This is a genomic window from Mobiluncus mulieris, from assembly GCF_014204735.1.
Classification (GTDB): domain Bacteria; phylum Actinomycetota; class Actinomycetes; order Actinomycetales; family Actinomycetaceae; genus Mobiluncus; species Mobiluncus mulieris.
Genome location: NZ_JACHMA010000001.1, coordinates 1821175 through 1846723, shown reverse-complemented (window position 1 = coordinate 1846723; position 25549 = coordinate 1821175). Strand labels below are relative to the sequence as shown.

18 protein-coding genes are annotated in these 25549 nt (G+C 61.2%); 17 read left to right on the top strand and 1 reads right to left on the bottom strand.

Annotated features, from left to right (window positions below; all coding sequences use genetic code 11):
* Window positions 1–3: 3 nt before the first annotated feature.
* The 8 genes from F4555_RS08250 (at window position 4) to F4555_RS08215 (ending at window position 11926) form a co-directional block, all read left to right on the top strand.
* Entirely contained in the window at window positions 4–1182 is a 1179-nt protein-coding gene (locus F4555_RS08250) for a DUF3048 domain-containing protein (protein WP_211581908.1), read from the top strand.
* A gap of 56 nt (window positions 1183–1238) precedes the next feature.
* On the top strand, window positions 1239–2384 hold the full coding sequence (locus F4555_RS08245) for an enoyl-CoA hydratase-related protein (protein ID WP_115325820.1): 1146 nt from the start codon (window positions 1239–1241) through the stop codon (window positions 2382–2384).
* 37 nt (window positions 2385–2421) lie between these two features.
* Entirely contained in the window at window positions 2422–3711 is a 1290-nt protein-coding gene (locus tag F4555_RS08240) for a hypothetical protein (protein ID WP_311768823.1), read from the top strand.
* 116 nt (window positions 3712–3827) lie between these two features.
* Window positions 3828–5516 carry an enolase C-terminal domain-like protein gene (locus F4555_RS08235; protein ID WP_115325822.1) on the top strand — a complete coding sequence of 563 codons (1689 nt, stop codon included), beginning with the start codon at window positions 3828–3830 and terminating at the stop codon, window positions 5514–5516.
* A 54-nt stretch (window positions 5517–5570) separates the two neighbouring features.
* A complete protein-coding gene (locus F4555_RS08230; protein ID WP_115325823.1) occupies window positions 5571–6773 on the top strand; it encodes a PP2C family protein-serine/threonine phosphatase in 1203 nt (400 codons plus the stop codon).
* Window positions 6770–7234: an FHA domain-containing protein gene (locus F4555_RS08225; RefSeq protein ID WP_036342077.1), complete on the top strand. Its 465-nt coding sequence runs from the start codon at window positions 6770–6772 to the stop codon at window positions 7232–7234. Before F4555_RS08230 ends, F4555_RS08225 begins: the two co-directional genes overlap by 4 nt.
* Before the next feature lie 237 nt (window positions 7235–7471).
* A complete protein-coding gene (locus F4555_RS08220; RefSeq protein WP_184076214.1) occupies window positions 7472–9958 on the top strand; it encodes a thiamine pyrophosphate-binding protein in 2487 nt (828 codons plus the stop codon).
* 117 nt (window positions 9959–10075) lie between these two features.
* On the top strand, window positions 10076–11926 hold the full coding sequence (locus tag F4555_RS08215) for a trypsin-like peptidase domain-containing protein (RefSeq protein WP_004011594.1): 1851 nt from the start codon (window positions 10076–10078) through the stop codon (window positions 11924–11926).
* 365 nt (window positions 11927–12291) lie between these two features.
* Here the strand turns inward: F4555_RS08215 and ubiE are convergent, their stop codons facing one another.
* Entirely contained in the window at window positions 12292–12984 is a 693-nt protein-coding gene (gene ubiE / locus F4555_RS08210) for a bifunctional demethylmenaquinone methyltransferase/2-methoxy-6-polyprenyl-1,4-benzoquinol methylase UbiE (RefSeq protein WP_004015283.1), read from the bottom strand.
* A gap of 276 nt (window positions 12985–13260) precedes the next feature.
* On the opposite strand from ubiE, the gene F4555_RS08205 reads away from it, so the two are divergent.
* The 9 genes from F4555_RS08205 (at window position 13261) to F4555_RS08165 (ending at window position 25547) form a co-directional block, all read left to right on the top strand.
* Entirely contained in the window at window positions 13261–15027 is a 1767-nt protein-coding gene (locus tag F4555_RS08205) for a chorismate-binding protein (protein WP_004018178.1), read from the top strand.
* Window positions 15028–15282: 255 nt separating this feature from the next.
* Complete coding sequence (locus tag F4555_RS08200) at window positions 15283–16539, top strand: ATP-binding protein (RefSeq protein ID WP_260399996.1); 1257 nt, start codon at window positions 15283–15285, stop codon at window positions 16537–16539.
* Window positions 16540–17699: 1160 nt separating this feature from the next.
* On the top strand, window positions 17700–18059 hold the full coding sequence (ndhC, locus tag F4555_RS08195) for an NADH-quinone oxidoreductase subunit A (protein ID WP_004011602.1): 360 nt from the start codon (window positions 17700–17702) through the stop codon (window positions 18057–18059).
* Between the two features lie 28 nt (window positions 18060–18087).
* Window positions 18088–18642: an NADH-quinone oxidoreductase subunit B gene (locus F4555_RS08190; RefSeq protein WP_004011603.1), complete on the top strand. Its 555-nt coding sequence runs from the start codon at window positions 18088–18090 to the stop codon at window positions 18640–18642.
* Complete coding sequence (locus F4555_RS08185; protein WP_004011604.1) at window positions 18639–19439, top strand: NADH-quinone oxidoreductase subunit C; 801 nt, start codon at window positions 18639–18641, stop codon at window positions 19437–19439. Before F4555_RS08190 ends, F4555_RS08185 begins: the two co-directional genes overlap by 4 nt.
* Complete coding sequence (locus tag F4555_RS08180) at window positions 19436–20800, top strand: NADH-quinone oxidoreductase subunit D (protein WP_115325825.1); 1365 nt, start codon at window positions 19436–19438, stop codon at window positions 20798–20800. Before F4555_RS08185 ends, F4555_RS08180 begins: the two co-directional genes overlap by 4 nt.
* On the top strand, window positions 20797–21501 hold the full coding sequence (nuoE, locus tag F4555_RS08175) for an NADH-quinone oxidoreductase subunit NuoE (protein ID WP_115325826.1): 705 nt from the start codon (window positions 20797–20799) through the stop codon (window positions 21499–21501). The genes F4555_RS08180 and nuoE overlap by 4 nt, the downstream gene beginning before the upstream one ends.
* On the top strand, window positions 21498–22943 hold the full coding sequence (gene nuoF, locus F4555_RS08170) for an NADH-quinone oxidoreductase subunit NuoF (RefSeq protein ID WP_115325827.1): 1446 nt from the start codon (window positions 21498–21500) through the stop codon (window positions 22941–22943). The genes nuoE and nuoF overlap by 4 nt, the downstream gene beginning before the upstream one ends.
* On the top strand, window positions 22944–25547 hold the full coding sequence (locus F4555_RS08165; protein ID WP_004016221.1) for an NADH-quinone oxidoreductase subunit G: 2604 nt from the start codon (window positions 22944–22946) through the stop codon (window positions 25545–25547).
* Window positions 25548–25549: the final 2 nt, after the last annotated feature.

Here is a 25549-nt window from a genome sequence, read left to right as displayed (position 1 = left end):
TCCATGGTCGTTATCCGGGAGAATACCGCCGCCACAGGGCAAACGGAACCTGACCGGCACAGCACAACAGCTAGTCCTAAGAAGATTCTAGCGGTTATTGGGGTTCTTTGTGGACTTGTAAACGCGGCGGGTTTAAGCGGATGCGTGAACTCTGCACCCGGCAAAAGTGCGGCACCGGCTGCGAGTACGCCGGTGCCGACGCAAGTTCCACAGCCCGAAACCTGGCCTCTAACTGGCTTGGAGCGCCCCGCGAACGCCGGGGCGCGGGCACGCCAGGCAGTGGCGGTGAAAATCGAGAACACCAGTGCGGCACGCCCGCAATCCGGGCTGGAGGCCGCCGATATTGTTTTCGAGGAATTGGTGGAAGGCGGGGTGACCCGGTACAACGCGATTTTCCATTCCCAGCAGCCAGAGGAAATCGGGCCGGTGCGATCCGTGCGTCCCATGGATCCCGCGATTGCGGCGCCTTTCAGAGCGTGGTTGGTTTATTCCGGGGGAGTGCCCCAGTTTGAACAGCGGGTGCGTGACGAGGGTTTGCGTGGTTTCAACGAGGACCAGGCGATGGGGGCGTCGTATCGGGTGCAGTGGCGGTGGATGCCGCATAACCTGTACCTGTCGATTCCGGCCTTGCTGGGGAAATTCGGCGGCGCGGGCGCAACCGGGGCGGGCGGCGCGGATAGTGCCAGTAACGCGGCCAACGGCGCGGCCAACGGCGCGGCCGACACGACCGAGCCCGAGAAAATCTTTGAATTCGCCAAATCCGGGGAAACACCTAGCGCCGTGTCAACCGGGGTGGAGGCGAAACAGCTGGTGGTGAATTTCCCGGCCGCCCACGCGCGCTTCGACTGGAATGGCTCGAAGTGGCAGCGCGTCGATGAGGGTGTGGCCTCGACGGCACGCTCCGGGGTGCCGCTGCAGGCCGATAATGTCGTGGTGGTGCGCACCACTACTGTGGCCACGAACGCGCTGGATTCCGCCGGTTTCCCGGTGCCGGAAACTGTGATGGAAGGTGGCGGCCAGGCCTATGTGGCGACCGGCGGGAAAATCATGGACGCGAAGTGGTCGAAGGATTCCGTGGGTTCCCCGCTGGTTTTGACCGACGTGTCGGGAGCCCCGATTGTGTTGGCGCCGGGCCAGACCTGGGTGGAGTTGTTGGCTGCCGGGACGTTTTCCTATTCATGAGGTGCTTATTGGGATTTTAGGCGGTTTGCTGCGGCCGGGCAGGATAGAGTGAGAACATGATTTCGGATGTTTTTGAGGCTGCCAGGTGGCGGGAAGTCGGGCTGACGGGACTCACGGATGTGACCTATCACCGGGGTATTATGCCTGATGGGAGCCCCGCGCCGGTGGTGCGAGTGGCTTTCAACCGACCCGAAGTGCGCAATGCCTTCCGCCCCCAGACCGTCGACCAACTCTACCGTTGCCTCGACCACGCACGCCAAACCGCCTCGGTAGCGGCCGTGCTGCTGACCGGCAACGGACCGGCGGCGGACGGCGGCTATGCCTTTTGCAGCGGCGGCGACCAGCGGGTTCGCGGCCGCGACGGGTACCAGTACCACGTCACCGTGCCGAAGGACGGCAGCGGTGGTGCGGATATGGGCGCGGGTTCATTAGGCGCCAGCGACAATTCTGGCTATATTCCCGAAAACCAAGGCCAGCGCACAATTCAAGAGGGCGACGTGCAACCCCAGATGGCACCTCATGCAGTCGGAGCTAAGGCGAGCACAGCCGGCCGATACCCAACCGACTTGCGGGCAGGTGACCCGAACGCAGGGGAGACAAGCAAAGGCGACCGGTACGAAACCGATGTGCGCGACGCGGCCGGACGTTACGGGCGGCTGCACATTCTAGAGGTACAACGCCTGATACGCGCCACCCCAAAACCGGTGATTGCGCTGGTCAACGGGTGGGCGGCCGGTGGGGGACACTCGCTGGTGATGGTGTGCGACCTGGCGATAGCCTCGCGCGAACACGCGCGGTTCAAACAGGTCGATGCGAATGTGGGATCTTTTGATGCGGGCTACGGTTCGGGGTTGCTGGCGCGGCAGGTCGGGGACAAACGCGCCCGCGAGATTTTCTTCCTGGCCGAAACCTATGATGCCCAGACGGCCGAACGTTGGGGCGTGGTCAACCGCGCGGTGGCACACCGGGATTTGGAACGGATGGGCTGGGAATGGGCGCTGACGATTGCCGGGAAATCCCCCCAGGCTGTGCGCATGTTGAAGTTTGCGTTTAACGCCGTGGACGACGGGCTGGCGGGGATGCAAATGTTCGCCGGCGAGGCCACTCGGCTGGCCTATGGCACCGCCGAGGCGCGCGAGGGTCGCGATTCTTTCCTGGAGCGGCGCCCGGCCGACTGGAGCGGATTCCCGTATTACTATTGAAACCATGCAGGCTCAAGGCAGAGAGGGGTGAGTGAGCGTGGACTTCACGTTTCTGGTGGCGACGCTGGTTGGTATCGCGTTGACGGTGGCGACCTATATGACCCCGAAAGTCAAGTTCATTCGCGACGGGCTGGCGAAGGGCGACTTTGGGGATCGGATTTTGCTGATTATGATTCCCGGCCTGACCCTGATGTGCCTGGGTGTGACCGTGTTCGAGGCGCTGGCGACCTATGCCACGGGTCTGTCGTGGTGGCGCGTGTGGGGGATTCCCCTGTCCGGATTGTTGGCGCTGGTGGGTTTCGGGTTGGCCTTGTGGGCGCTGGTTCCCGCGCCGGTACCGGTTTGGCTGCGTCCGCGTTGGATGCAAGAGGAGCGCCTGGGAGCGGCGGTGGCTTCGTTGCGGCGCGTGGAAAAAGCTAAGCAGCGGCGCGACCGGATGGTAGCGCGGCGCGGCTTTGAATACTTTAACACCCAGGTGATTGCTGGGGTGTCACTGGGGTATCCGGAAAACTGGGTGTTGAACCTGGATCCGGGGGCGCCCGGTGCCGTGCCCGGGTTGCGGTTGCGCTCGCGTTTCGCGGTGGATACGCCCCACGATTTCCGCCCCCGCGCGCGGTTTCTGGTCATGTCGGCGGATTTGGTGCCCGAGTCGCCCGAGTCGCCCGAGTCGCCCGAGTCGCCCGTGGCGGGTGCGGATGTGGGTGCGGATGCGGGTTCACGAGGTGCCAGTTCGGATGAGCGCTTGGGTTTTGATATCGAGGCTAGCCTGAATGGGAAGACGAGCCTCGATTTGGAAGCCGAGCCTGAATCCGGCGCGGATGTGGGTGCGGATGCAGGTTCACGAGGTGCCAGTTCGGATGAGCGCTTGGGTTTTGATATCGAGGCTAGCCTGAATGGGAAGACGAGCCTCGATTTGGAAGCCGAGCCTGAATCCGGTGCGGATGTGGGTTCGAGGCCGGCCGCTGGCACTGGAACAGAGGCTAGATTTAGGTTTGGTACCCCTAGCGGTATCAACGAGATAATGGCTGTTTTGCGGCGAGTCGTGGTTCCTGCCGGTTGGGAACTGGTCGATGTCCAGGCTGCGCCCTTCGCCGGTGTCCCCGGGATTATGGCTATCACCCGCCTGGCCAGCGGCAAAGGAGTGCAACAGCGCTGGGCGGCAGTCTTACCCAGCAAAAAAACTGGTGTCGCTGGCGAATCCGACCAAACCAGCTTGTGGGTGGCAGCTTTCCAGGTCGCCGCCCCGGATTTCGGGGCGCTGCGCGAGGTGGGCACTAAAATCGTGGCCTCGGTGTCGGTCATTCCCGATTCGCCGGATGTCATCTGAGGGGAGCTCTGTACCAAATTCAGGAAAAAATGCGGGGGGCGGTGCGTATATGGAAGCCTTAGGGTCATTTTTTCCTGAATTTCTGCCACGTGTGAAACAGAGAGGACAAAGAATCAATGGGTAAGAACTTGGCGCGGCTCGCCCGCTTTGAGCCTGGCCCGCGTGCCGCGCGGTGGCTCGCGGAGGCGGGCGTGGAGGCCGCCTGGGTCTATGAAATCCCCCTTACTACCCAGTTTCGCGGGATAACCGCGCGCGACGGGCTGATTCTGGCCGGCCCGGGAGGCCTGGCAGAGGCCGCACCGTTTTGGAACTATGCGCCGGCGGTGGCCAGGCGCTGGTTCGAGGGTGCCCTGGCGATAGCGCGCGAGGGGCTGCCGGTTCCCCCCGCGCCGGTCGCGCTCAACGTCACCGTGCCGATAGTCCCGCCCGAGGTTGCGAGCCAGATTGTGCGGGAATCGGGGTGTCGCACCGCGAAGGTCAAGGTCGCCGACCCCCGCGCGAATCTGGACGCGGACGTGGCGCGGGTTCGGGCAGTGCGCGCGGCTCTGGATGAATTGTGGGGACCCGGCGCGGCTATTAATGCCCCTGGTAGTGACGGGTTCATGAGGTGCCAGTCGGGATGGGCACCTCATGAACCCGGGGTGAACAATTTGGCAACGGGTGGCAACGCCGCTGGTGGAGGCGATATTTTAAGTATCGGGGATGGTGTAAATCCGAAAGTGAGCGGCTGGGGGCAAGCGCCTCATGAAGTCGAAACCAACGCAACAAACGCGAGTGGCGCGGTGAACGCGAGTGGCGGCTATGGTGCTGGTGGAGCAAACGAGCGGGTCAGTCTGGCAACAAACGCGAGCGGCGCAACCCAAGCGACCCAAACGGGTGGCGGGCACATCCGCGTTGACGTAAACGCGGCGTGGAGCCTGGAACAGGCGCGAGAAAACCTGCCACGCCTGGTTGAGGCCGCCGGCGGGCTGGAATACGCCGAACAACCCTGCCGTGACCTGCGCGATTTAGCGGTTTTGCAAGCCGAAGGTATCGCCCCGATAGCGGCCGACGAATCAATCCGCCTCGCCCCCGACCCGGCCTTGGCCATCCGGGAAGTAGTGGCAGCTGGGCTCGCCGCCATGGTAATCAAGGCAATGCCACTGCGCGGCCCGGCCGCAGCCTTACAAGCCCTAGCCCAGGCGATGGCGCAGGCATTTGCGCCTACTGTGCAACGGCAAGAATCCCTCGGCTTCGCCACGCAAGAATTTTCGCCGGAAACGGTCAATCGCGACCGTTTCCAGGGTGCAAGCACCCAAAGGAGTTTCGGCGGCGACGCCAAATCGTTACCATCGCCTATTCGTTTCCACGCTGCGACTGCGGCGCCGCGCGAAAATAACGCGGACTGCCAGATTACGGCGGACGGGATTAAAACAAACAGTGAAAGGAACGGTACCGAGGCAAGACCTATGGTCGTGGTGTCTTCGGCTTTGGATTCCGGGGTGGGGCTGGTGGCGGGAATGTCGCTGGCGACAATGCTATATCAGGACTTCGACCCGCAGACTTCGCCGTCACTGGCCGGAGCGCAAAAAAACACTCCAGCGGATCGTTTTAGCCCTAGCATAACGAACCCCCAGCCGAGTGTGGCAATGGGTTTGGGTACCGGGCGACTGATGCGCGGCGGAATCCTGGTCGAGGAACCCCGCCTCGAGAACGGCTACCTCATTGCGCCAATAAAACCGCAGTTAAACCTGGACTTGCCCGCGCCGGACGCGGAACTCAGTGCGCGGTGGCGCGAACGCCTGGAAATGATAGCGGGCATTTAATTCTTGACAGTTGCTAGAATTTAACCAGCAACTCATGAACACCGAGGGGACGCTATGGAGATTGTGACTGGTGAGAGTACTCTGAGGGCGGCGCCGCCACCCCTAGGCGGCGGCGCTATCCTTGGTGGTACCGAGGGATTTTTGCAGTCGTTTTCAGGACAGGTGCCCTCTGAATCCGCTTCGGTCGCTTCCGGCGAATCCAGTGTCCCGCAGTGGCGGCTGTCCTGGGCAGCCGGCACCGACATCGGTTTGAAACGCGCCGACAACCAGGACTCCTTCCTGGCGGCGCCCCCGTTTTTCCTGGTCGCAGACGGTATGGGCGGGCACGCCGGCGGCAAGCAAGCCTCCGCGACCCTGCTGCACGCCCTGGAGCCCTTCTGCGGTCGCGCGCTCAGCGCCGAAAAATTCCACCGTTTGCTGGCGACGGCCTGCCACGAAGTCATGGATTTAGCCGACGCTAATCTGGACTATTCCATCTCGCCACCCGGCACGACCCTGACCGGGTTGGTGCTGGTCAACGCGGTTTTATCTCCGGTTCATGAGGTGCCATCCGGGGCGGCTCCCGCGCCACCCCAACCCCCGGAACCACCCCAACCCCCGCGACCGCCGCATCCCCCGGAACCACCCCATCCGCCCGCGCCACCGGAGTCCCCGGCAGAGCTGCTGGTCGTGAATGTGGGGGATTCGCGCACCTACGTGCTCGCGGGCGGGCAGTTGCGGCAACTGACGCGCGACCACTCCCAGGTCGCCCAGATGCTGGAGGCCGGGCTGATAACCCCGGAAATGGTGCCGTTTATGCCCAATCGTTCGGTCATTACCCGCGCTATCGGCGCCGGGCAAACCACGCTCCCGCAGGTTGACACCTGGCGGTTGCCCGTGGCGGGTACAGCGCCAAACACTGGGCATAACCCCGGAAATAACGCCAAAACCGGCGCTGAGCCAGGCGGGAAAACGGGCAGCGAAAATGCGGGCAACCCGACTGGCATGACAGGGCGGAAACCCCAGCAGCTCAGCCGGGAAACGCGACGTTTCCTGGCGTGTTCCGACGGGTTGCACTCGCTGGTTCGCCAAGCGCTTATCGAACGGGTGCTCGCTGACACCCCCACCCCCGAAGCAGCGGCAAAATCCCTGATAGAGGCCGCGCTGAGAGCGGGCGGATTGGATAATGTGACTGTGGTGGTTTTGGATATAGAGCCGGCCGTGGAAATGGCACCTCATGAAACCGCGAGCGACCCCACGAAAAAGGAACGCGAATGAAACACGTTGAAACCGGGGACGCGCCGCGCTTTGAAGTGCGAATTTGTGAACTAGGTCACCATAATCCGCCCGATTTTCCGCGCTGCCGGGTGTGCGGCGGAACCTTGGGGGCGCCGATGCTGGTGGCTGTCCCGCAGTTGGGGTGGGTGCGGGCAGCTGACGGCCAGATGCGTCCTTTGCAGGGCGATATCGTGGTGGGTCGCGCCCCGGAAACCGGGGGAATCCCGGGCGTGACCGCGCTGGAAACCCCGCCGAGGCTGCTAGAGATTTCCCGCCAACACCTGCGGATTCACCAGGACGGCTGGGAAGTCAGCGTCACCGACCTGGGTTCCGGGAACGGCACCCTGTTGCGTCGTGCGGATGGGAGCCTGTTGGAACTGGTGGCAGGCCAGGCGTACAACGTACAGCCGGGGGATGTGCTGGAACTGGCGCCGGAATACACGCTGAAATTCGAGGCCTAGTTGATGGTGCAGCGGGGGTCGTGGCAGAAATTTAGGAAAAAATGGGGGTGAGGCTCCATATATTGCACCTTCCCCTCATTTTTTCCCGGATTTCTGCCAGGGCAACCGGAATGGGCGACGGATACGGGCAAAATACCCCGAAATTAGCTGGATTCAAACCAGGAATGTGACGGCGGAGGTATTAAGGCTGTGGGAATGCTTCGATAAACTCGAGGGGTGGCTGAAACTGTGGATTCGATGGATTCAATGGAGCGGGCGCGGGTCTTGGTGCGGACACTCGCAGCGGAGGGGGTGCGCAACTGGTATTACGCCCCCGGTTCGCGCGATGCCCCCCTGGGATATGCGTTGGCGGAGCTGGCCGCGCGTGACTTGCGACTGGCCGTGCACGTGCGCATTGACGAGCGTGACGCGGCTTTCATGGCTCTCGGGTCGGCCCGGGCTTCCGGGAGGCCGGCCGCAGTGGTGATGACCTCCGGGACGGCGGTGGGAAACGCGCTACCGGCGGTTATGGAGGCGCATCACGCCCGGGTGCCGCTGGTGGTGGTTAGTGCCGACCGTCCGGCGGCATTGCGCGGGTCGGGCGCGAACCAGACCACGATTCAGCCGGGGATTTTCCGGTCTTTTGTTCGTTTCGAAGCCGACTTGCAGCCTGGCGGCTGGGGTGCGTTGGAGTCCGTTGCCCGCGCGGCCGTTGCGGCTTGTTGCGGTTGCCTCGGGGTTCACGAGGTGCCAGCCGGGATTCCGGGGCAAAGTGCTGAGTCCCTCGACCTTTCTGAGCCGGGAAATAACCCGGTCACTTTGGATGCAAGTGCCGGGGAGTCGGCTACAGAAACCAAGATTTCCGGGCATGATTGGGGACAAGTCCTGAGGCAAAATCGGAGTCAAGGGCAAGACTTGCGGGTCAATCTGGGTCAGGATTGTGGCTGGGGGAAAAACTGGAATACAGAGCCACAGCCCGGTCCGGTGCACCTCAATGTCAGCTTTGTGGAACCGCTGGTGCCCCCCGAGGTACAGGCGCGGTTCGAGTTGCGGGCGCCTAAGGAAATTAGCACTGTAGCACGCAGGGTAAGGGGTCGGGTCACAGGTTCGGGTGAATCTCGGGTGGAGTCGAAATCCGCCTGGTGTGTCCATAACGATAGTTGTGGACACACCAGCGCGGAACCCCAGCCGGCGCCTCATGAATCCGGGGCGGGCTGGGGTGGCAGTGCGGCGGATTCCGGGCTGGCACCTCATGAATCCGGGGCGGGCTGGGGTGGCAGTGCGGCGGATTCCGGGCTGGCACCTCATGAAGTCGCGCGGTCGAAAACCCCCACCATCAGCGGCGATGTGCTGATTGTCGGTGACTTGTCGCGCGAGGACTTCCCCGGGGCGGACGAACTGTGGCGCGCGGTCGAGACCGCCGGCGTGCCGGTTTTCGCCGAACCGACCACCCGTTGGCGCTTCCACCCCAACGCGGTGCGAGCCTACAGCCGAGTGGCCGGGGGTGCGGGCTGGGCGCGGGCGATACGCCGGGTGCTGGTCGTCGGTCGCCCCACCCTGACGCGCCCGGTGACGCGGCTGCTGCATGAGGCGCGAGCCGAATTCCTGGATTCGCCGGGATTGCGAATCAACCTGGACGGGGGTGAACACCGGCGGTGGAGCGACGCGGCGGCGCTGGGCGCAAGCCTGGAGGCAAACCCGGAATCCTGGGTGCGCCAGTGGCGCCAGGCCGGCGAAGTCGTGGCGCGGGAACTGTGTTCCGAGTGGGGAATCTATCAGGTCGCGCGCGAGATTTGGGTCGCGGGTACGGGGGTGGAATTTGGCACCGGTGCGGAACCGGGCACCGGTGCGGAACTTGGTGTCGGTGCGGAACCGGGAGCGGGCAGGGAACCGGTGGACTTGTTCCTGGGGTCGTCCTCGACTATTCGTGCCTTTGATGCAATCGCGGGGCTGGGGACTGACTTGGCTTCGTCGGGTTCATTAGGGGAGAGCGGAAATGGCGGTATTTCAGGGAATACCCTGCCGGTTTTGGGTGGGGATCTTGGCGGTGCTTTAGCAAACCGCTGTGCCGAAAACAAAGAGGACATGGCCAGGGGACAGCGCGCGGAATCCGGGATGGCACCTCATGAAACCGGGGCGAGCCCGAGCCAGACGACCCCGACCGACGCGAATGGCCTGGCTCGGTGCGTGTACGCGAACCGCGGGTTGGCCGGAATCGACGGCACGATAGCCTGCGCGTGGGGGGCGGCGCTGGCGAGTCAAACGGCTCGGCGCGCGGGAAATCCGCGCGATTCGGGAGCCGCGAACGAACCGGTCTGCGGTGAAACTGGGGTTGGTGCAAGTATCGATGTGAAGGTGTCTGGAAGTCTGGCGTCCTGCGGTGAAACTGGGGGTGTGGGAGAGCCAGCGGCGCACCGAGCGATGCGCCTGGTGCTGGGGGATGTGAGTTTCTTTCACGATCTGGGGGCGCTGGTTCGTGGACGGCTCGAGGCGACCCCGAATCTGCAGGTCGTCGTGCTGGACAACGGCGGCGGCCAGATTTTCGCCGGTCTGGAGCACGGGTGCGCGGCCCCTGGGGTGTTGGAGCGCCTGTTCTTGACCCCGCAAATCCCCGACCCGGTAGCGCTGGCTCGCGCGGCCGGATGGCCGGCGGAAACCGTGTGTGACCTGGGTGAATTGCGGGCGGCGCTGGCGCGCCCGGTCGTGGGGCTATCCCTGGTGCGGGTTATGCTCATAGACACATAAGCGCTTTGCTAGGGTAATGGGTCGGGTAAAACCGCGAGTCGGGGCTTGCACCAACCTCATTTGTCAATAATACTTGACGCTATGTGTCCGCAATGAGGAGGAGCACAAAATCATTCCATGGCAGGATTCCCCGGGTTTCCCCCGTGCCCCCGCAACGCTAAATTTGACACTGTGAAAGGCCGCAAGGCCACGGTGGTTCCATCCGCCGCGAAGACAAAAGGAGCGAAAGTGAACGCAGAAAATCCCTGGGCTTCCCCCGACGGGCGCCCGCAGCAGACCCCGTCCCCCAATCCTCAATCCGCCGCGCCGGACTCTTCGGCGCAGCTCGCGTCGGGTGTTTCGGACGCCTCGGCTTCACGAGGTGCCATCCCGAATCCCAGTACAGGCGACACTACGACCCAGCCGGGGGCTCCGAATCACGACCAGTCCGCCACTGCGAACATGAATCCAGAAACGAACTTGCCCGTAAACCCGTTCGCGAACCCCAGCGGGGCGGGCTCGGTGGCAGCAGCCACCCCGGCCACACCCGGAAATCCCGGGGCGGACACGATTCCCGGAAAGGATGCTACCCCGATGGCACCTCATGAACCCGCAAACCAAAACCCCACCAACCCGCAGCCCGGTGCGCAATACGGCGCCAACCAATTCTGGGGACAACCCGGATTCAACGATCCGCTGGCGGCAGCCAAACCCCTGCAAACCAGCGCAACCTGGGGCGGGGCAACCGACTCGCGTGCCCGGCGACGCGGCCCGGGATGGTTGGGAGCCATCGGCATCGCGGTGGCGGCCTCGCTAGTCACCACCGGCGGGTTCTATACCGTGACCTCGAACCTGCCGGCCAAAGCCGAAGCCAGCAAGTCGACCCTGTTCAACCCCGACGATAAAGGCGTATCCACCCCGGCGCCGGTCGCGAACTCGACCTCGCAAAACCCCGACTGGGAATCCGTCGCGAAAGCCGTGCGACCCGCCGTGGTCGCTATCAACGTGCGCACCAATCGTGGCGCCGAACAAGGATCCGGAGCGATAATCGATTCCTCGGGACATATCTTGACCAATAACCACGTGGTCGCGGCTGCCGCCGATGGAAACGGGAAAATCATGGTGGAACTGCACGACGGGAGGCTGTACAAGGCCGAAATCGTGGGACGCGATGTGTTAACTGACCTGGCGGTTATCAAAATCGTCGACCCGCCCAAGGATTTGACCGTGGTGGCGCTGGGGGATTCCAGCAAACTTCGCGTCGGCGAGTCCGTCGCGGCTATCGGCAACCCGCTGGGATTGTCTTCTACTGTGACCACCGGGATTGTGTCCGCGCTGGATCGCACGGTGCGGGTCGACGCGGTGCCGGGTGGTAAAGAAGAGGAAGACAGTGGCCCGGGACTCGATTTGCGTGAGTTCTTTGGCGGCGACCTGGGGGGCTCGGACGACGGCTTGATTCGCCCCCAGCCGCGACCCAAACCGAAAGACGATGTTTACACCAATGCCATCCAGGTTGACGCGGCGGTGAACCCCGGGAATTCCGGCGGGCCGCTGTTCGATGCGAAAGGCCGAGTTATCGGCGTGACCTCGTCGATTGCGACCCTGAGTGGCGGTGGCACGGCCACGGGTTCGATTGGTCTGGGCTTTGCGATACCCATTAACCAAGCCCAGATGATTGCCACCCAGCTAATTGAACACGGCGAGGCAGTTCATGCCGCCCTGGGAGTCGTGGTGGGCGACGATATTGCCTCGGTAGGTGGAGTGTCGCGCCTGGGAGCCTCGGTACAAGAGGTGCAACGTGGCGGAGCCTCGCACAAGGCAGGCCTGAAGGCCGGCGACATTATTGTGGGCATTAACGGTAAACAGGTCAAGGGGATGCGTTCGCTAATCGGTTGGGTGCGCCAGTATGCGGTCGGCGACACAGTTGACCTGCAGATTGTGCGTGACGGCAAAGAGATGAAAGTTTCGGTTACCTTGCAAGCACAGTAGGCGGGTTCATGAGGCGCCAGTGTCAGTTGACCGCTTACGCGGCGCTCTGGGGCGGCACGACCGGGCTAGCTATGGTTTGTCCTATTTTTCTAGGCAACAAGTTGCCAAGAAAAATGACGGTAAACCATGAATCGCCCTACGTCGTGCCGCCCCTTCGAGCGCCGCTTCGCGCTCGACTTCAAGGCACCTCTTAGGAAGCGGGGAGGGAATCCGGGCAGGGGGATTTAGGTGGGGCTTTTGGTGGCGACTCGTGGAAACCGAGTCACTGCCTTTTGGGCATCGTGCGAAAAGGGGAGAAGTGCGCGAGCCGGGGGATTTAGGCGCAGGTCGGGGGTAATGCCCATTCGGGCATTACCCCCGACCGGTTATTTAAGCTTGTAGCCGCGATGCAGAGCGACAATGCCGCCGGTCAAGTTACGCAGCTGTAGGTGTTCAAAGCCAGCGTCACGCAAGTGCGTGGCGAACTGGTATTGTGAAGGCCAAGCCAAAATCGACTCGGTCAAGTAATCGTAGGCCACCGCATCACTGGATGCCAGGCGCGCAATCGGTGGCAGGACGGCACCTAGAAAGAACCGATACAAGGCTCGGAACGGTGCCCAGGTTGGGCGGGAAAACTCGCACACCACCAGGTGCCCGCCGGGACGCAGCACCCGGTAAAATTCGCGCAGTGCCTGGTCGGGATCCGCAACATTGCGCAGCCCGAAACTGATGGTCACCGCGTCGAAGGAATTGTCCGCGAACTTGAGGTTCATGGCATCGGCCTGTTGGAAATCAAGCTCTGGGTGCCGGACTTGCCCCTCATGAATCATGCCTTGCGAAAAATCCACCGCGACCACCTCAGCCCCCGCGCGCACAAACTCGATGGCGCTGGCTCCCGTGCCGGCCGCGACGTCAAGCACCCGCATTCCCGGGCGAGTCACGACCGCGCGGCGGGTCGCCCGGCGCCAAAACTTTTCCTGTCCCAGCGAGGCCAAAAAATTCATCAGGTCATAATGTTTCGCCACCGCGTTGAACATAGATTTCACGTCGTGCGGGTTTTTGTCCAGATTTGCGCGCATGAGCTTTATTCTAGTCGGATTGCGTCGTCGTGCGGTCGCACCAGCATATGAATCCAAACATCCACCAATTGCAGTGAACCCTGTGGTTTTCTGGTTCCCGAGGTGCCAATCGTAAGTGGTGCGATTTCGACCACATCGTCGGATATAAGATGATACGACCGAAATCGCACCGGTTATGTTCGGTATTCCGGGTGAAACCCCTAAATCCGGTGACGCGCCGCGCCAGACTCGCGACAGCCGGCCGGCTGTCGGGCTGGGGTTGGCTAGGATGGAGGGATGCTGTTTGTTTCGACCTGCCCGGTTCCGGTTCGTCCGTTGCCGGCGACCGATTTTTATTTTTCTTCGCCGGGGTCTGCGGGTTCGCCGGATTCGCCGGATTCGCCGGGGTCTGTGGGTTCGCCGGGTTCGCCGGGTTCATTAGGTGCCAGCCTGACCCTGGTCGGCTGCGCTGAGTCCCCGGCCTGGGAATACTGCGGGAATCCGGCGGGGGGAATAACGTCGGCTGAGGAGCGGGTGAATGTCAAAACACAGGCCGATGACCTGGTAAGACAGCGCGGAAATATTTTTTTGGCGGCGGCGGGGCGAGCCTGGGAACAGTTGGCTGCCCAGGCTCAGGTTGATGACCGGGTACAGCGGCGCGGCACGGGTCTGGTGGCCTTCGTTTCTTTCGGTTTCGACGCGGCGCCTCCGGTTTTCGCCGTGCCCCGCTGGGTTTTCGGGGCGGATGCGGCGGGTGCGTGGTTGACGGTGGCGTATCGCGCGGAGGCACCCCGCCCGGATTTGGTGGAATTCATGAGGTGCCAGGCCGAAACCTGGCGCGTAAATTCCGGTATGCGCCTCGTGAATCCGACGAACCCGAGCGAAGTTGAACCCTGTACCCGAATCCCCGTGGGGGCACCGAAAAACCCGGGGCGCGAACGTTTTGAGGCGAATGTTCGGGCGGCGGTCGCGGCGATCCGGGCGGGGGCGGCACGCAAGATTGTGTGCGCCCGGCGAGTGGACTTTCCGCTGGTCAAGCCCGCGCCAGTGGCGGAAACTTGCGCCCGTTTGGTGGCGTTGCTGTCCCGAAAATACCCGGATTGCTGGGTTTTCTCGGTGGGTGGGCTTACGGGGGCGACCCCGGAAATGCTGCTGGAGGCGCGCGGCGAGGCACCCAATAGCGAGGCTGCGGGCGTGGCGGCGGGGAAGCGGGTAGCTCACGCGCGGGTGTTGGCGGGAACCGCGCGGCCGGGCGAGGGGGTGAACCTGATGGAATCGGCGAAAAACCGGCGTGAACACGAGTTGGCGGTGGCCTCGGTCGTAGCGCCGCTGGAAGCGTTGCTGTCGGGAAGTTCCGCAGACGTGGTTACGAATGGTTGCGCGAACCCGGTTGTGGTATCGCCAGGATTTCAGCAACCGGAGGCGAGAGCCTTTACGCCGGGAGAAAACTTCCCCAACGGTGGAAAAAGTGGGGTCAGGCTGGACTATAAGAACAAGGCCAGGCCGTTTTTTCCACCATTAGAGACAGAAACCCGGCCAGCACCTCATGAACCCGTAGGGGCACCCCGCGAACCCGGACGGGTGCCTCATGAACCCGAACAATCCGCGCCGGTGCCTGGGCGGACACCTCATGAACCCGGACGCGAGCCGAGCGCGGTGCAAACGCGCGGACCGTACCGGTTGGAATTGCCGAATTTGGTGCACTTGGCAACGGACGTAACCGCGCCGATTCCGCCCGGCAAAACCGTGTTTGACCTGTTGGGGGTGATTCACCCGACGGCGGCGGTGGCGGGGTTGCCGCGCGAGGTCGCCCTGGGTTTCATTAGGCGCCAGGAGCTAGATCGCGGGCGCTACGCTGGGCCGGTGGGCTGGGTCGATGCGCGGGGCGGCGGCCAGTTCGCCCTCGCGCTGCGTTGCGCCCAGGTCAGCGAACGGGCAATATCGGCTCAGGTAGGCGCGGGGATTATGGCGGATTCTGATCCGCAGGGCGAGTTCCTGGAAACCGAGGCGAAGTTGGCGCCAATCCGCGATTGCCTGGATTTCGACGCGGACTGTTTTGAGTGATTTTGCTACATGAAGCAAAATCACTCAAAGCTAGATATGCTGAGAGTGCGGAAATCCAGCGGGATATCTACCTGGGTCAGTTGCTTGACCGGATGGGTAACGGGATGATTAAAGTCGTTACCGGGGTGGGTTCCTCAACGAGGATACTTCCCCTTTTCGTCTCGCTAGCGCGTGCCTGCCGATAAAGTGGGTTATACTTTCAAAATAGAAACCGGGTTTAGATTTTGAAAGTGGGCGAAGTTGAGCCAGCACCTCATGAACCGGCAACACTACCTTGACCAGGCGTTGCTGTTTCGCGACACCGACTTGATTAAAGTCGTTACTGGGGTGCGGCGTTGCGGCAAATCGAGCCTGCTGGCGCTGATTCGCCGGCACTTGGAGAGGGAGTCACCGGGGACGTGGACAGTGGAACTGAATCTAGAAAGCATGTCTTGCCCGGTAGACAGCGATAGGGAACTCTACGATTATTTCCGTCAGCGCCTCAACCCGCAGGGGCGCAGTTATTTGTTTCTGGACGAACCACAACGAATCAAGAACTGGCAAAATGCGGTCAACGCGATGCGAGTAGATTTTGACTGCGATATATACCTGACGGGTTCTAATGCGTATTTGCTTTCCAGCGAGCTTTCCACGTACCTGTCGGGGCGATATGTCGAGATTAAGATGCTGCCGTTGGCGTTTGGCGAATACGCTGATTTTTGTGGGCTGTCTTTCGCGCCGGGGAAAAACGTGACCTTGGACGAGTCGGGCGAACCGGTGTTATTCGAGGATTTTTTTGCCCAGTATTTGCGTTACGGGGGAATGCCGGCTCTTGCTGGCGGTGACATCGACCAGGAAAAACACGCGCTTTACTTATCTAGTTTGTACGAGGCAGTGGCGAGCCGCGACATTGTGAACCGGGAGCGCAACCGCGAGCAAAGCCGCATCACTAACCCGCAGTTGCTGCGAGATATTGCAGTTTACTTGGCGGATAATATCGGCAATCTGGTGTCGGCCTCTGGGATTGCCAACACGCTGACTTCGGCGGGGGTGAAAACCACGCATCCCACGGCGGCTTCTTATATCGAGGCTCTGAACGAGGCGTTCCTGTTTTACCGGGCGACTCGCTATGACCTGCACGGTAAGGCGATGCTGCGGACGAACCCTAAACAGTACATTGTGGATTTGGGACTGCGGTCTTTCCTGGGGGGATACCGGGTCAGTGATGCGGGGCGGATTTTTGAAAACGCGGTTTACCTAGAGCTTCTGTTCCGGGGGTACGCGGTGCATGTGGGCAAGATTTACGGTCAAGAGATTGATTTCGTGGCCATCAAGGACAGTGAGCGGCTGTATATTCAAGTCACTGATGACATGCCGACCCCGGAGACTCAGGAGCGGGAACTGGCACCGTTGCGAGCCTTGCGTGAGTCGTATCCCAAGCTGATTATCACCCGGAAACCCCAGGTAGTAACCGATTTTGAGGGAATCCGGGTGGTATCGGCTCGGGATTTTTTCCTGGACGAGTGGCGGTAGCTGTTTTCAAAATAGAAACCAGGTTTCGATTTTGAAAGCAGTTTCGGTTGCTTCGGTGGGTGCATGAGGTGCTTGCCCGGGATTCGCGGCGTGGTTTTAGGTGAAACTCCCTGAGTGGCGAAGCTGCGACCGCGTGGGGTAAATCGGTGGGGTTGGTGGGCAGGGCGGATTCCTGTTTGATACAGGCGATAACTCGGGTGACGCCGTCATTACGCAGGGAGTATATCGTGGCGTAGCCGCCGCAGGTGCGCACACGTTTCAACAGTTCCGCTAGGGGCTGCGTCTTTCTGGATTTCGGGCGGGGTTTCGCTGGTAAGAATTTCAGTCTTGTTGGGGTGCGTTGCCCAGCGCAGTACCTGTGTGCGTTGGCGATTTCAGGAGAATCCGGCTGAGGCGTGCCCAAATTTGGCACCCCTGGGGCGGTTTTTCCTGGATTAATCAAATCCCCCATATGGCGTCCCCTGATTCTCCTGATTTTGTTAAAATCGCCTGCTATCTGGTGTCGGATTCTCCTGATTTAATCAAAAGTCCGGCAAGTAGCAATAGAATTCCCTTGTTTAGGCGTTGACGAGGTATTTTTCTAGGGTAACCACGATATCTTCCGGGGACAGCTCCGTAAATTACGAAGCTGAGCACGTGACTGTGCTGTGTGGCACGCGAGGCGAGCTTGTAAGCGAGGTAGCGCAAGTGGGAGCAACACTAACGCGGGACTGGGGGTGAAAGTTTTTGCGCCAGCAAAAACTTGAGGGGGTGCTCCCCCTTCTCGTCCCGCGAGCGTGCTCCCACGCGCTATCGAGCCAAAATGGTCACTCGCGTGCAAAACAAAGGAAACGCCCGTATTTATGCAAGGATATAATTTCTTTAAACCCCGCAAATTCGCACCTCCATCGCGCCTGAAACCGCGAAATTCCGCCAAAAAAGAGCTTCATTTTAGCAATGATAACAGGCTGGGAAAAAAACTAGTAGGGTGTTCCCTGGACTCGAGGTCAGTCGTTCCCTTATGCCTAGACGGTATCTAGGGTCGATGCCGGGTGCGGTCGCGGGACTCGAAATGTGACTCGCGGCTGCGCGATGCCCGCCCGCGCGGCGCATTGCCCGGAAACCGAAGCGGTGGCTCGCTAATCCCCACCGCTCCGGGGCGCTAAATATAAGGAGAAATCGTGAATCTGTATATTGCCTTGCTGATAATGCTTGCGGCGGCCTTGTTTGTGGCTATCGCCGGGATGGCAGTGGGCGCAATCATGGGTCCCTCCCGCCCAGATAAAGTCAAAAACGCCAACTATGAATGCGGTTGCGACCCCACCCCGAACCGTGGCAACCAAGCGCGTTTCCCCGTGAAGTACTACCTGACCGCGATGATGTTCATCATCTTTGACATAGAGGTAGTGTTCCTCTATCCCTGGGCGGTTTCCTTTATGGAACAAGGCAAGTTTGGAATGTTGGCGATGATGTTGTTTGTAGAACTGTTGGCGGTGCCATTTATCTATGTTTGGGCTCGCCGTGGCTTTGATTGGAACTAAATAAGGGGCAAGGAAAGGCAGGTACACTATGGCGATTTTCCCCCCTGAAATCTCGGAAAAGGGCGGCAAACCCCTGGACACAGTGGTGGACTTTGCCCGTTCGCTGTCAATTTGGCCGGTCACGATGGGTCTGGCCTGTTGCGCCATCGAAATGATGGCCACAGCCGCCCCCCGCTTCGACATCGCCCGTTTCGGATCCGAGGTCTTTCGCGCCTCGCCCCGCCACGCCGATGTGATGCTGGTTTCCGGACGGGTCAGCCACAAGATGGCCACCATTATGCGCAATGTCTATGACGAGATGGCCGACCCGAAGTGGGTAATCTCTATGGGAGCCTGTGCGTCCTCCGGCGGTATCTTCAACAACTACGCCATTGTCCAGGGCTGCGACCACGTGGTTCCGGTTGACATCTACCTGCCGGGATGCCCGCCGCGCCCCGAGATGCTCCTGGGGGCCTTGCTGGCTCTGCGCGACCACATCAAGAAAGACCCCTTGGGTAAACGCCGGGAAGAAGCAATTCGTAAAGCCGAGGCGGCCGCCCTGAAAGCGGTTCCCACCTCGGATTTGAAAGGGCTGATGGCATGAGCGAAACCCAGAAACCCCAGCAAGCACCTCATGAAGTCGCAGTAACTGAGGCAACCAACGCGACCGGCGCTACCAACCAGGGCGTCGCGACCCAAGCAACTTACGCTCACCCCGACGGCACCCCGCTGGGCATACGCGACAACGCTTTCGGCGCGCACGGGCGAGCCTTCGGCTCACACGGTACGGGGGACACCACCGGCTACGGCGGCCTGCGCAAGACGGTAGAGATGCCCGGACAGTCCCCGCGTCCGTACGGCGGCTGGTTCGACGAGTGCGTGGACTACCTCACGGAAGACCTCCAACAAGCCGGGTTGGATCCGCAAACCGCCATCGAGCGGGTGGTGGTTGACCACGGGGAGCTTACGATATACGTTTCACGAGGTGCCATCCGCGCCGTCGCCCAAGCGCTGCGCGACGACCAAGACTTAAGATTCGAACTGTGCCTGGGAGTATCCGGCGTACATTACCCCCACGACACGGGGCGAGAATTACACGCCGTGTACCACCTGATGAGCGTGACTCACAACCGCAACCTGCGGGTGGAAACAACCTGCCCCGACGCTGACCCGAAGATTCCTTCGGTCGTAGATATTTATCCCGGCAACAACTGGCATGAACGCGAGACTTTCGACATGTTCGGGATTATTTTCACCGGGCACCCCGCGTTAACACGTTCTTTGCTGCCCGACGATTGGGTGGGGCACCCGCAACGCAAAGACTATCCCCTGGGGGGAATTCCGGTGCAATTCAAAGGCGGCACCACCCCGCCGGCTGACACGCGGAGGAGCTACAATTGAGTACCCAAACTAATCCCGCCTTCACCGATATTCACGCCACTCCCGGCGCCCCGGATCAGACCCCCGGTCTGCCCGAATATAACGCCGAGGTCGGCGAATGGGATGCCATTGCCCACGACATCGAGTCGGTTCACAATGACCGTATCGCCGTAAACATGGGCCCGGTACACCCCTCGACCCACGGCGTGTTGCGTGTTATCGTGGAACTCGAGGGTGAAACTGTGAAAGATCTGCGGCTCGGCACCGGATACCTACATACCGGCATCGAGAAATCCATGGAATACCGCACCTTTAACCAGGGTGTCGCTTTTTGTACCCGGATGGACTATGTGGCGCCGATGTTCCAGGAAGTCGCCTGGTGTCTGGCGGTCGAGAAAGCCCTGGGGATTACTGACCAGGTTCCTGGGCGCGCCAGTGAAATCCGGGTGCTGATGATGGAACTGAACCGGATTGCCTCGCACCTGGTAGCGGTCGGCACCGGAGCCAACGAACTGGGTGCCACCACCATGTTGACCACCGGGTTTAGAGCACGTGAAGAAATCTTGCGGATTTTCGAGCATGTCACCGGTTTGCGCATGAACCACGCCTATATGCGCCCCGGCGGGGTCGCCAATGACTTGCTGCCGGACACGGTACAGATGGTGCGCGACAAGATGCCGCTGGTGAAACGCGACATCGAGGAAATGCAGGATTTGATTATGGCCAATCCGATTTTCTTGGGGCGTACCAAAAAGTCCGGGTATATGCCGCTCTCAGCCATGATGGCGCTGGGGTTGACCGGGCCGTGTCTGCGAGCCGGGGGATTGCCGCTCGACTTGCGCAAGACACAACCCTATTGCGGCTACGAAACGTATTCCTTCGATGTGGCCACCGCCCAGGAATCCGATGTGTATGCCCGCACCGAGGTGCGTTTCGAAGAAATGTTCCAATCCCTGCGTATCGTCTACCAGGCGCTTGACCGCTTAGAGGCCAGCGCCGGTCAGCCCGTGATGGTCGCCGACAAGAAACTGGCTATCCCGGGCGGCCTGACCTTGGGACCGGACGGGCAAGGGCAAAACCCCGCGCATGTGGCGCAAATCCTGGGTTCCTCGATGGAAGAACTGATTCACCACTTTAAACTGGTCACCGAGGGTTATCGCATCCCGCCCGGCCAGGTATTCCAAAAAGTGGAACATGCCAAGGGGATTTTCGGGGTACACCTGGTGACAGACGGCGGTACGCACCCCTATCGGGCACATTTCCGCGAACCGTCCTATTCCAACTTACAGTCCGCCTCCATGATGTGTGAAGGCGGCCTGATTGCCGACCTCGTGGTGAGTATCGGTTCGCTCGACCCCGTGTTTGGAGGTGTGGATCGATGAAACCTTACGCCAAGGATGTCCGCGAGCGCCTCGTGAAAGAAGCGCAAGAAATCATCAATCGCTACCCGGAGGGACACGCGCGTTCCGCGCTGCTGCCCATGCTGCACCTGGTGCAATCCGAGGACGGCTATGTGTCCCCCAATGGCATTGAACTGTGCGCCGAGCTGCTGGGACTAAACCCCGCCGAGGTTTCCGCCGTGGCGACTTTCTATACCCAGTACAAACGCCGTCCCAATGGGGAGTACACCGTGGGGGTGTGCGTGAACTCGCTGTGCGCCGTGATGGGCGGCGACGAGATTTGGGACACCGTGTGTGAGCACCTGGGAGTAGGACATGAAGAAACCACCGCCGACGGCAAGATTACGCTAGAAGCTCTGGAGTGCAACGCCGCCTGCGACTATGCCCCGGTCATCATGGTGAACTGGGAATTTTTCGACAACCAAACCCCGGAGTCGGCCGTGAAACTGGTGGACGATTTGCGGGCCGGTAACCCGGTGGGCACCACTCGTGGACCGAAACAAATCCCGACTTTCCGGGAAAATGAACATCTCCTAGCTGGTTTCGAGGACGGGCACGTTGACGAGGGGGCTTCCGCCGGGGATGCCACTTTGTTAGGCAAGCGTGTGGCAGAGTCACATGGCTGGGGGATACCCGCCGACCCGGGCTGGTCGACCCCCGAAAAGGAAGGGGAAGCGCAATGAGTGAACTGAACTTGACTGATTTCCCCGCCGGTGAAGTCCCCTTGACCCCGATTCTGTCCGATATGTGGGGGGTGGAACGTTCCTGGACATTGGATGCCTACCGGGCACGCGGGGGATACCAAGGCTTGGAAAAGGCCAACTCGATGGAACCTGCGGACGTGTTGAATGCTGTAAAGAACTCGGGTCTGCGCGGGCGCGGTGGTGCCGGATTCCCCACCGGGCTCAAGTGGTCGTTCCTGCCACCCGACGATGGTGGTCCGCGCTACCTGGTGGTGAATGCCGATGAATCCGAACCCGGCACCTGCAAGGATATCCCGCACTTGATGGCCAACCCGCATGTTTTGCTCGAAGGCATGGCGATTTGTTCCCGCGCGATACGCTGTGAGCACGCCTTCATCTACCTGCGCGGCGAAGTCGCCCAGGTATACCGCCGCCTGTTAGCGGCCATCCGGGAGGCCACCGCAGCCGGGGTTTTGGGTGGGTTGAAAATAACCGCTCATGCCGGGGCTGGGGCTTATATCTGTGGCGAGGAAACCGCGCTGTTGGATTCCCTAGAGGGACGCCGCGGACATCCGCGCCTAAAACCCCCGTTCCCCGCCGCCCAAGGCCTGTTCGCCCGCCCGACCGTAATCAACAATGTCGAGACGATTTCCCAGGTCGCGGGGATTTTCAAGTATTCGGATAACTGGTATACCTCGATGGGTACCGAAAAATCCAAAGGACACGGGATTTTCTCGATTTCGGGTCATGTCAAGCATCCCGGCCAGTTCGAGGCGCCCTTCGGGATTACCATGCGCCAACTGTTGGGGTATTGCGGGGGAATCCGCGCCGGTCACGAGTTGAAATTCTGGGCGGTAGGCGGTTCTTCCGCGCCGATTTTCACCCCGGCCGAACTCGATGTGCCCCTGACCTACGAGGAAGTCGTAACCGCCGGATCTATGCTGGCCACTCGTGCCATCCAGGTCTTTGACGAAACCACCTCGGTGGTGCGCGTCATCACCCGCTGGGTGGATTTCTATCAGCATGAGTCGTGCGGGAAATGCACCCCGTGCCGCGAAGGCACCTATTGGATGAAACAGATAATGCACCGCCTGGAAGCCGGTCAAGGCCAAGAGGGCGACATCGAAAAGCTGCTTTCAATCACTTCGGAGATAGGCGGGCGCTGCTTCTGCGCCTTGGGGGATGCGGCCGTAACCCCGGTCAAATCGGGAATCGCCCACTTCCGCGAGGAATTTGAACAGGGCTATCACACGCCCGCCTGGGAACTGTTCCCCTATCGACGCTCTGCGATATTCGCCCGTAAAGAGGCTCAACCCGTCGCCAGTCCGGGGGCAGCAGCCGATGAAATGGCACCTCATGAAGCCGATGCCCAACCCGGCGCATCCACCCCAGCCGCAGCGCAAACCAACCCCGCTACCAGCGAAAAGGCCGGTGAACAGTAAATGGAGGACGTACAGATGGTCAACATCAAAGTTGACGGGCAGCCCCTGGAAGTACCCAAAGGGACGCTCGCGATACGCGCCTGTGAACAGGCCGGGGTGTATGTACCGCGATTTTGCGACCACCCACTGTTGAAACCGGTGGCAGCCTGTCGCGCCTGCCTGGTGGAAATCGCCGCGCCGAACCGCCAGGGCGTGGTGGCGAAGATGCCGAAACCCCAGCCGGCCTGCTCTACCACCGTCACCGACCAGATGGAGATTTACACCCAGCTCTCTAGCGAAGTCGCCGCTAAAGCCCAAAACGGGATTCTGGAATTTATTTTGATTAACCACCCGCTGGACTGCCCGGTGTGCGACAAGGCGGGCGAGTGCCCCCTGCAAAACCAGGCCTTCCTGGAAGGCAACCCAAGTTCGCGTTTCACCGACGCGAAACGGGTACAGCCCAAGCCAGTGCGGCTGACCTCCGAGATTCTGTTGGATCGGGAACGCTGTGTACTGTGTCAACGCTGTGTACGTTTCGGCAAGGAAATCGCCGGGGATGCCTTCCTTGACCTGCAGGGGCGCGGTGGCGGATCCTCGCCGCGCGACCACCACGATTTTATGGGGGAAAACATCGGATCTTTCGACACCCAGGTGTTGGGTTTCTTCGACCCGGATTGCAACCCCGACGGTCATACCCTGACCCCCTCCCAGATAACCGGGCCGGGCGGGCAACCCGGCTGCTTGGGTGGGCTGCATCCCGGGCACGTCCCGGTGGCGGAACAAGACATGTCCGGGCGGCGCTTCGCCTCGTATTTCTCGGGTAATGTCACCCAAATCTGCCCGGTGGGAGCCCTGACCAACACCAGTTATCGCTTCCGGGCGCGCCCCCACGACTTGATTTCCACCCCCAGCATCACCGACCAAGACGCCTCGGGTGCCGAGATTCGCGTCGATGCGCGCCGGGGCGTAGTGTTGCGCCGCCTAGCCGGGGAAAACCCCCAGGTCAACGAGGAATGGATTTCCGACAAGGATCGCTACGCCTTCCCGTGGCAAACCCTCAGGGATCGCCTGACCCGCCCGATGATTCGCAACGAGGCCGGGGAACTGGTGGAAACCGACTGGGGCACCGCGCTGCGTACGGCGGCAAACTATATCAAAGAATCCGCCAAGGACTCCGAAGTCGGCTTCTTCCCGGGCGGACACCTGACCTTGGAAGATTACTATGCGTGGGGCAAATTCGCCCGCGTGGTGACGGGTTCGAATATCCTCGATGCGCGGGTGCGGGATTTCCGCATGGATGAAGTGAACTTCATCAAAACCCGGGTGGCGGGGCGACCCATGGAAGTGACTTACGCCGATATTGACCGAGCTTCCACCGTGTTCCTGATTGACTTCGAACCGGAAGACGAATGCGCCACGCTGTTCTTGCGGCTGCGTAAAGCCACCCAACACGGCACTAAGGTCACAACTTTGGCACCGTACTTGAGCCAGGGGGCGCGTAAACTCCAGGCAACCTTACTGGCAAACCGACCCGGACAGCAGCCCCAGATTCTCAAGGACATTGCCGCCGGTCAAGGCGATTCTGTCCCCCTCAAAGCGGCCTTGAGCCAGCCGGATGCCTTGATTCTGATTGGCGAGCGTGCCGGTCTGGTGGAAGGCGAACTAGAGGCCGCCGCCGCCCTGATTGATGCGACCGGCGCGAAATGGGCGTGGATACCCCGGCGCGTCGGGGAACGCGCCGCGATAGAAGCCGGCTGTTTCCCCGGGCTTTTGCCGCGCGGTCGCCTGGTCACCGACCCGGAAGCCCGCGCGGATATGGATGCCGCTTGGGAAGTGAAACACCCGTTGACCGAGGAATTGCCGCTGTGCATCCGCTGCATGGTCACCCCCGAGGCCTGGGAAATGTTCTTGCCAGGTTCCACCCTGGTGATGGGGGGCGTGGACTTGCGCGATATGGAAGATTTCGCGGGTATCCACAAGGCTTTGGCCGGGGTGAAACACGTGATCCAGTTGGAAGTGCGCAAGTCTGAGATTACGAGCTATGCCGACGTGGTGTTGCCGGTGGCGCCGCCCCACGAAAAGGCCGGAACGTTTATCAACTGGGAGGGTCGCCTGCGACCCTTCGGCCAGGCTCTGGCCACGCGCGCTTTACCGGACTGGAAGGTAATGAATCTGTTGGGTAAGGCGGCCGGGGTCGACTTAGGTTTGGATTCACTAGAGGCCATTCTTCGCGAGTACGAAAGTTTGGGCACCTGGGACGGACAAAGACTCTCGGCTCCATACCGCCAAGACCCGCCCATCTGCGAGCCACAGGCCGGTCAAGCCCTGGTGGCGACATGGAAGCCCCTGCTGGATGCGGGACGTTGCCTGGACGGGGAACCCGATTTAGCCGGCTCCGCCAAGGTTCCGGTGGCGCGGCTGAGCGCCGAGACCGCCGCCGAAAACCAGATTGGCACCCAGGTGCGCCTCACCGGTCCGGCCGGCAGTATCACCCTGCCGGTGGTAATCGAGGACATGCCGTCGCGGGTGGTGTGGCTGCCGGAATGCTCGCCCGGATCCCAGATTCATGAAACGCTGGGGGTAGCCTATGGGCACCTAGTCAACTTGCAGGCAGCGGAGGTGTAGGA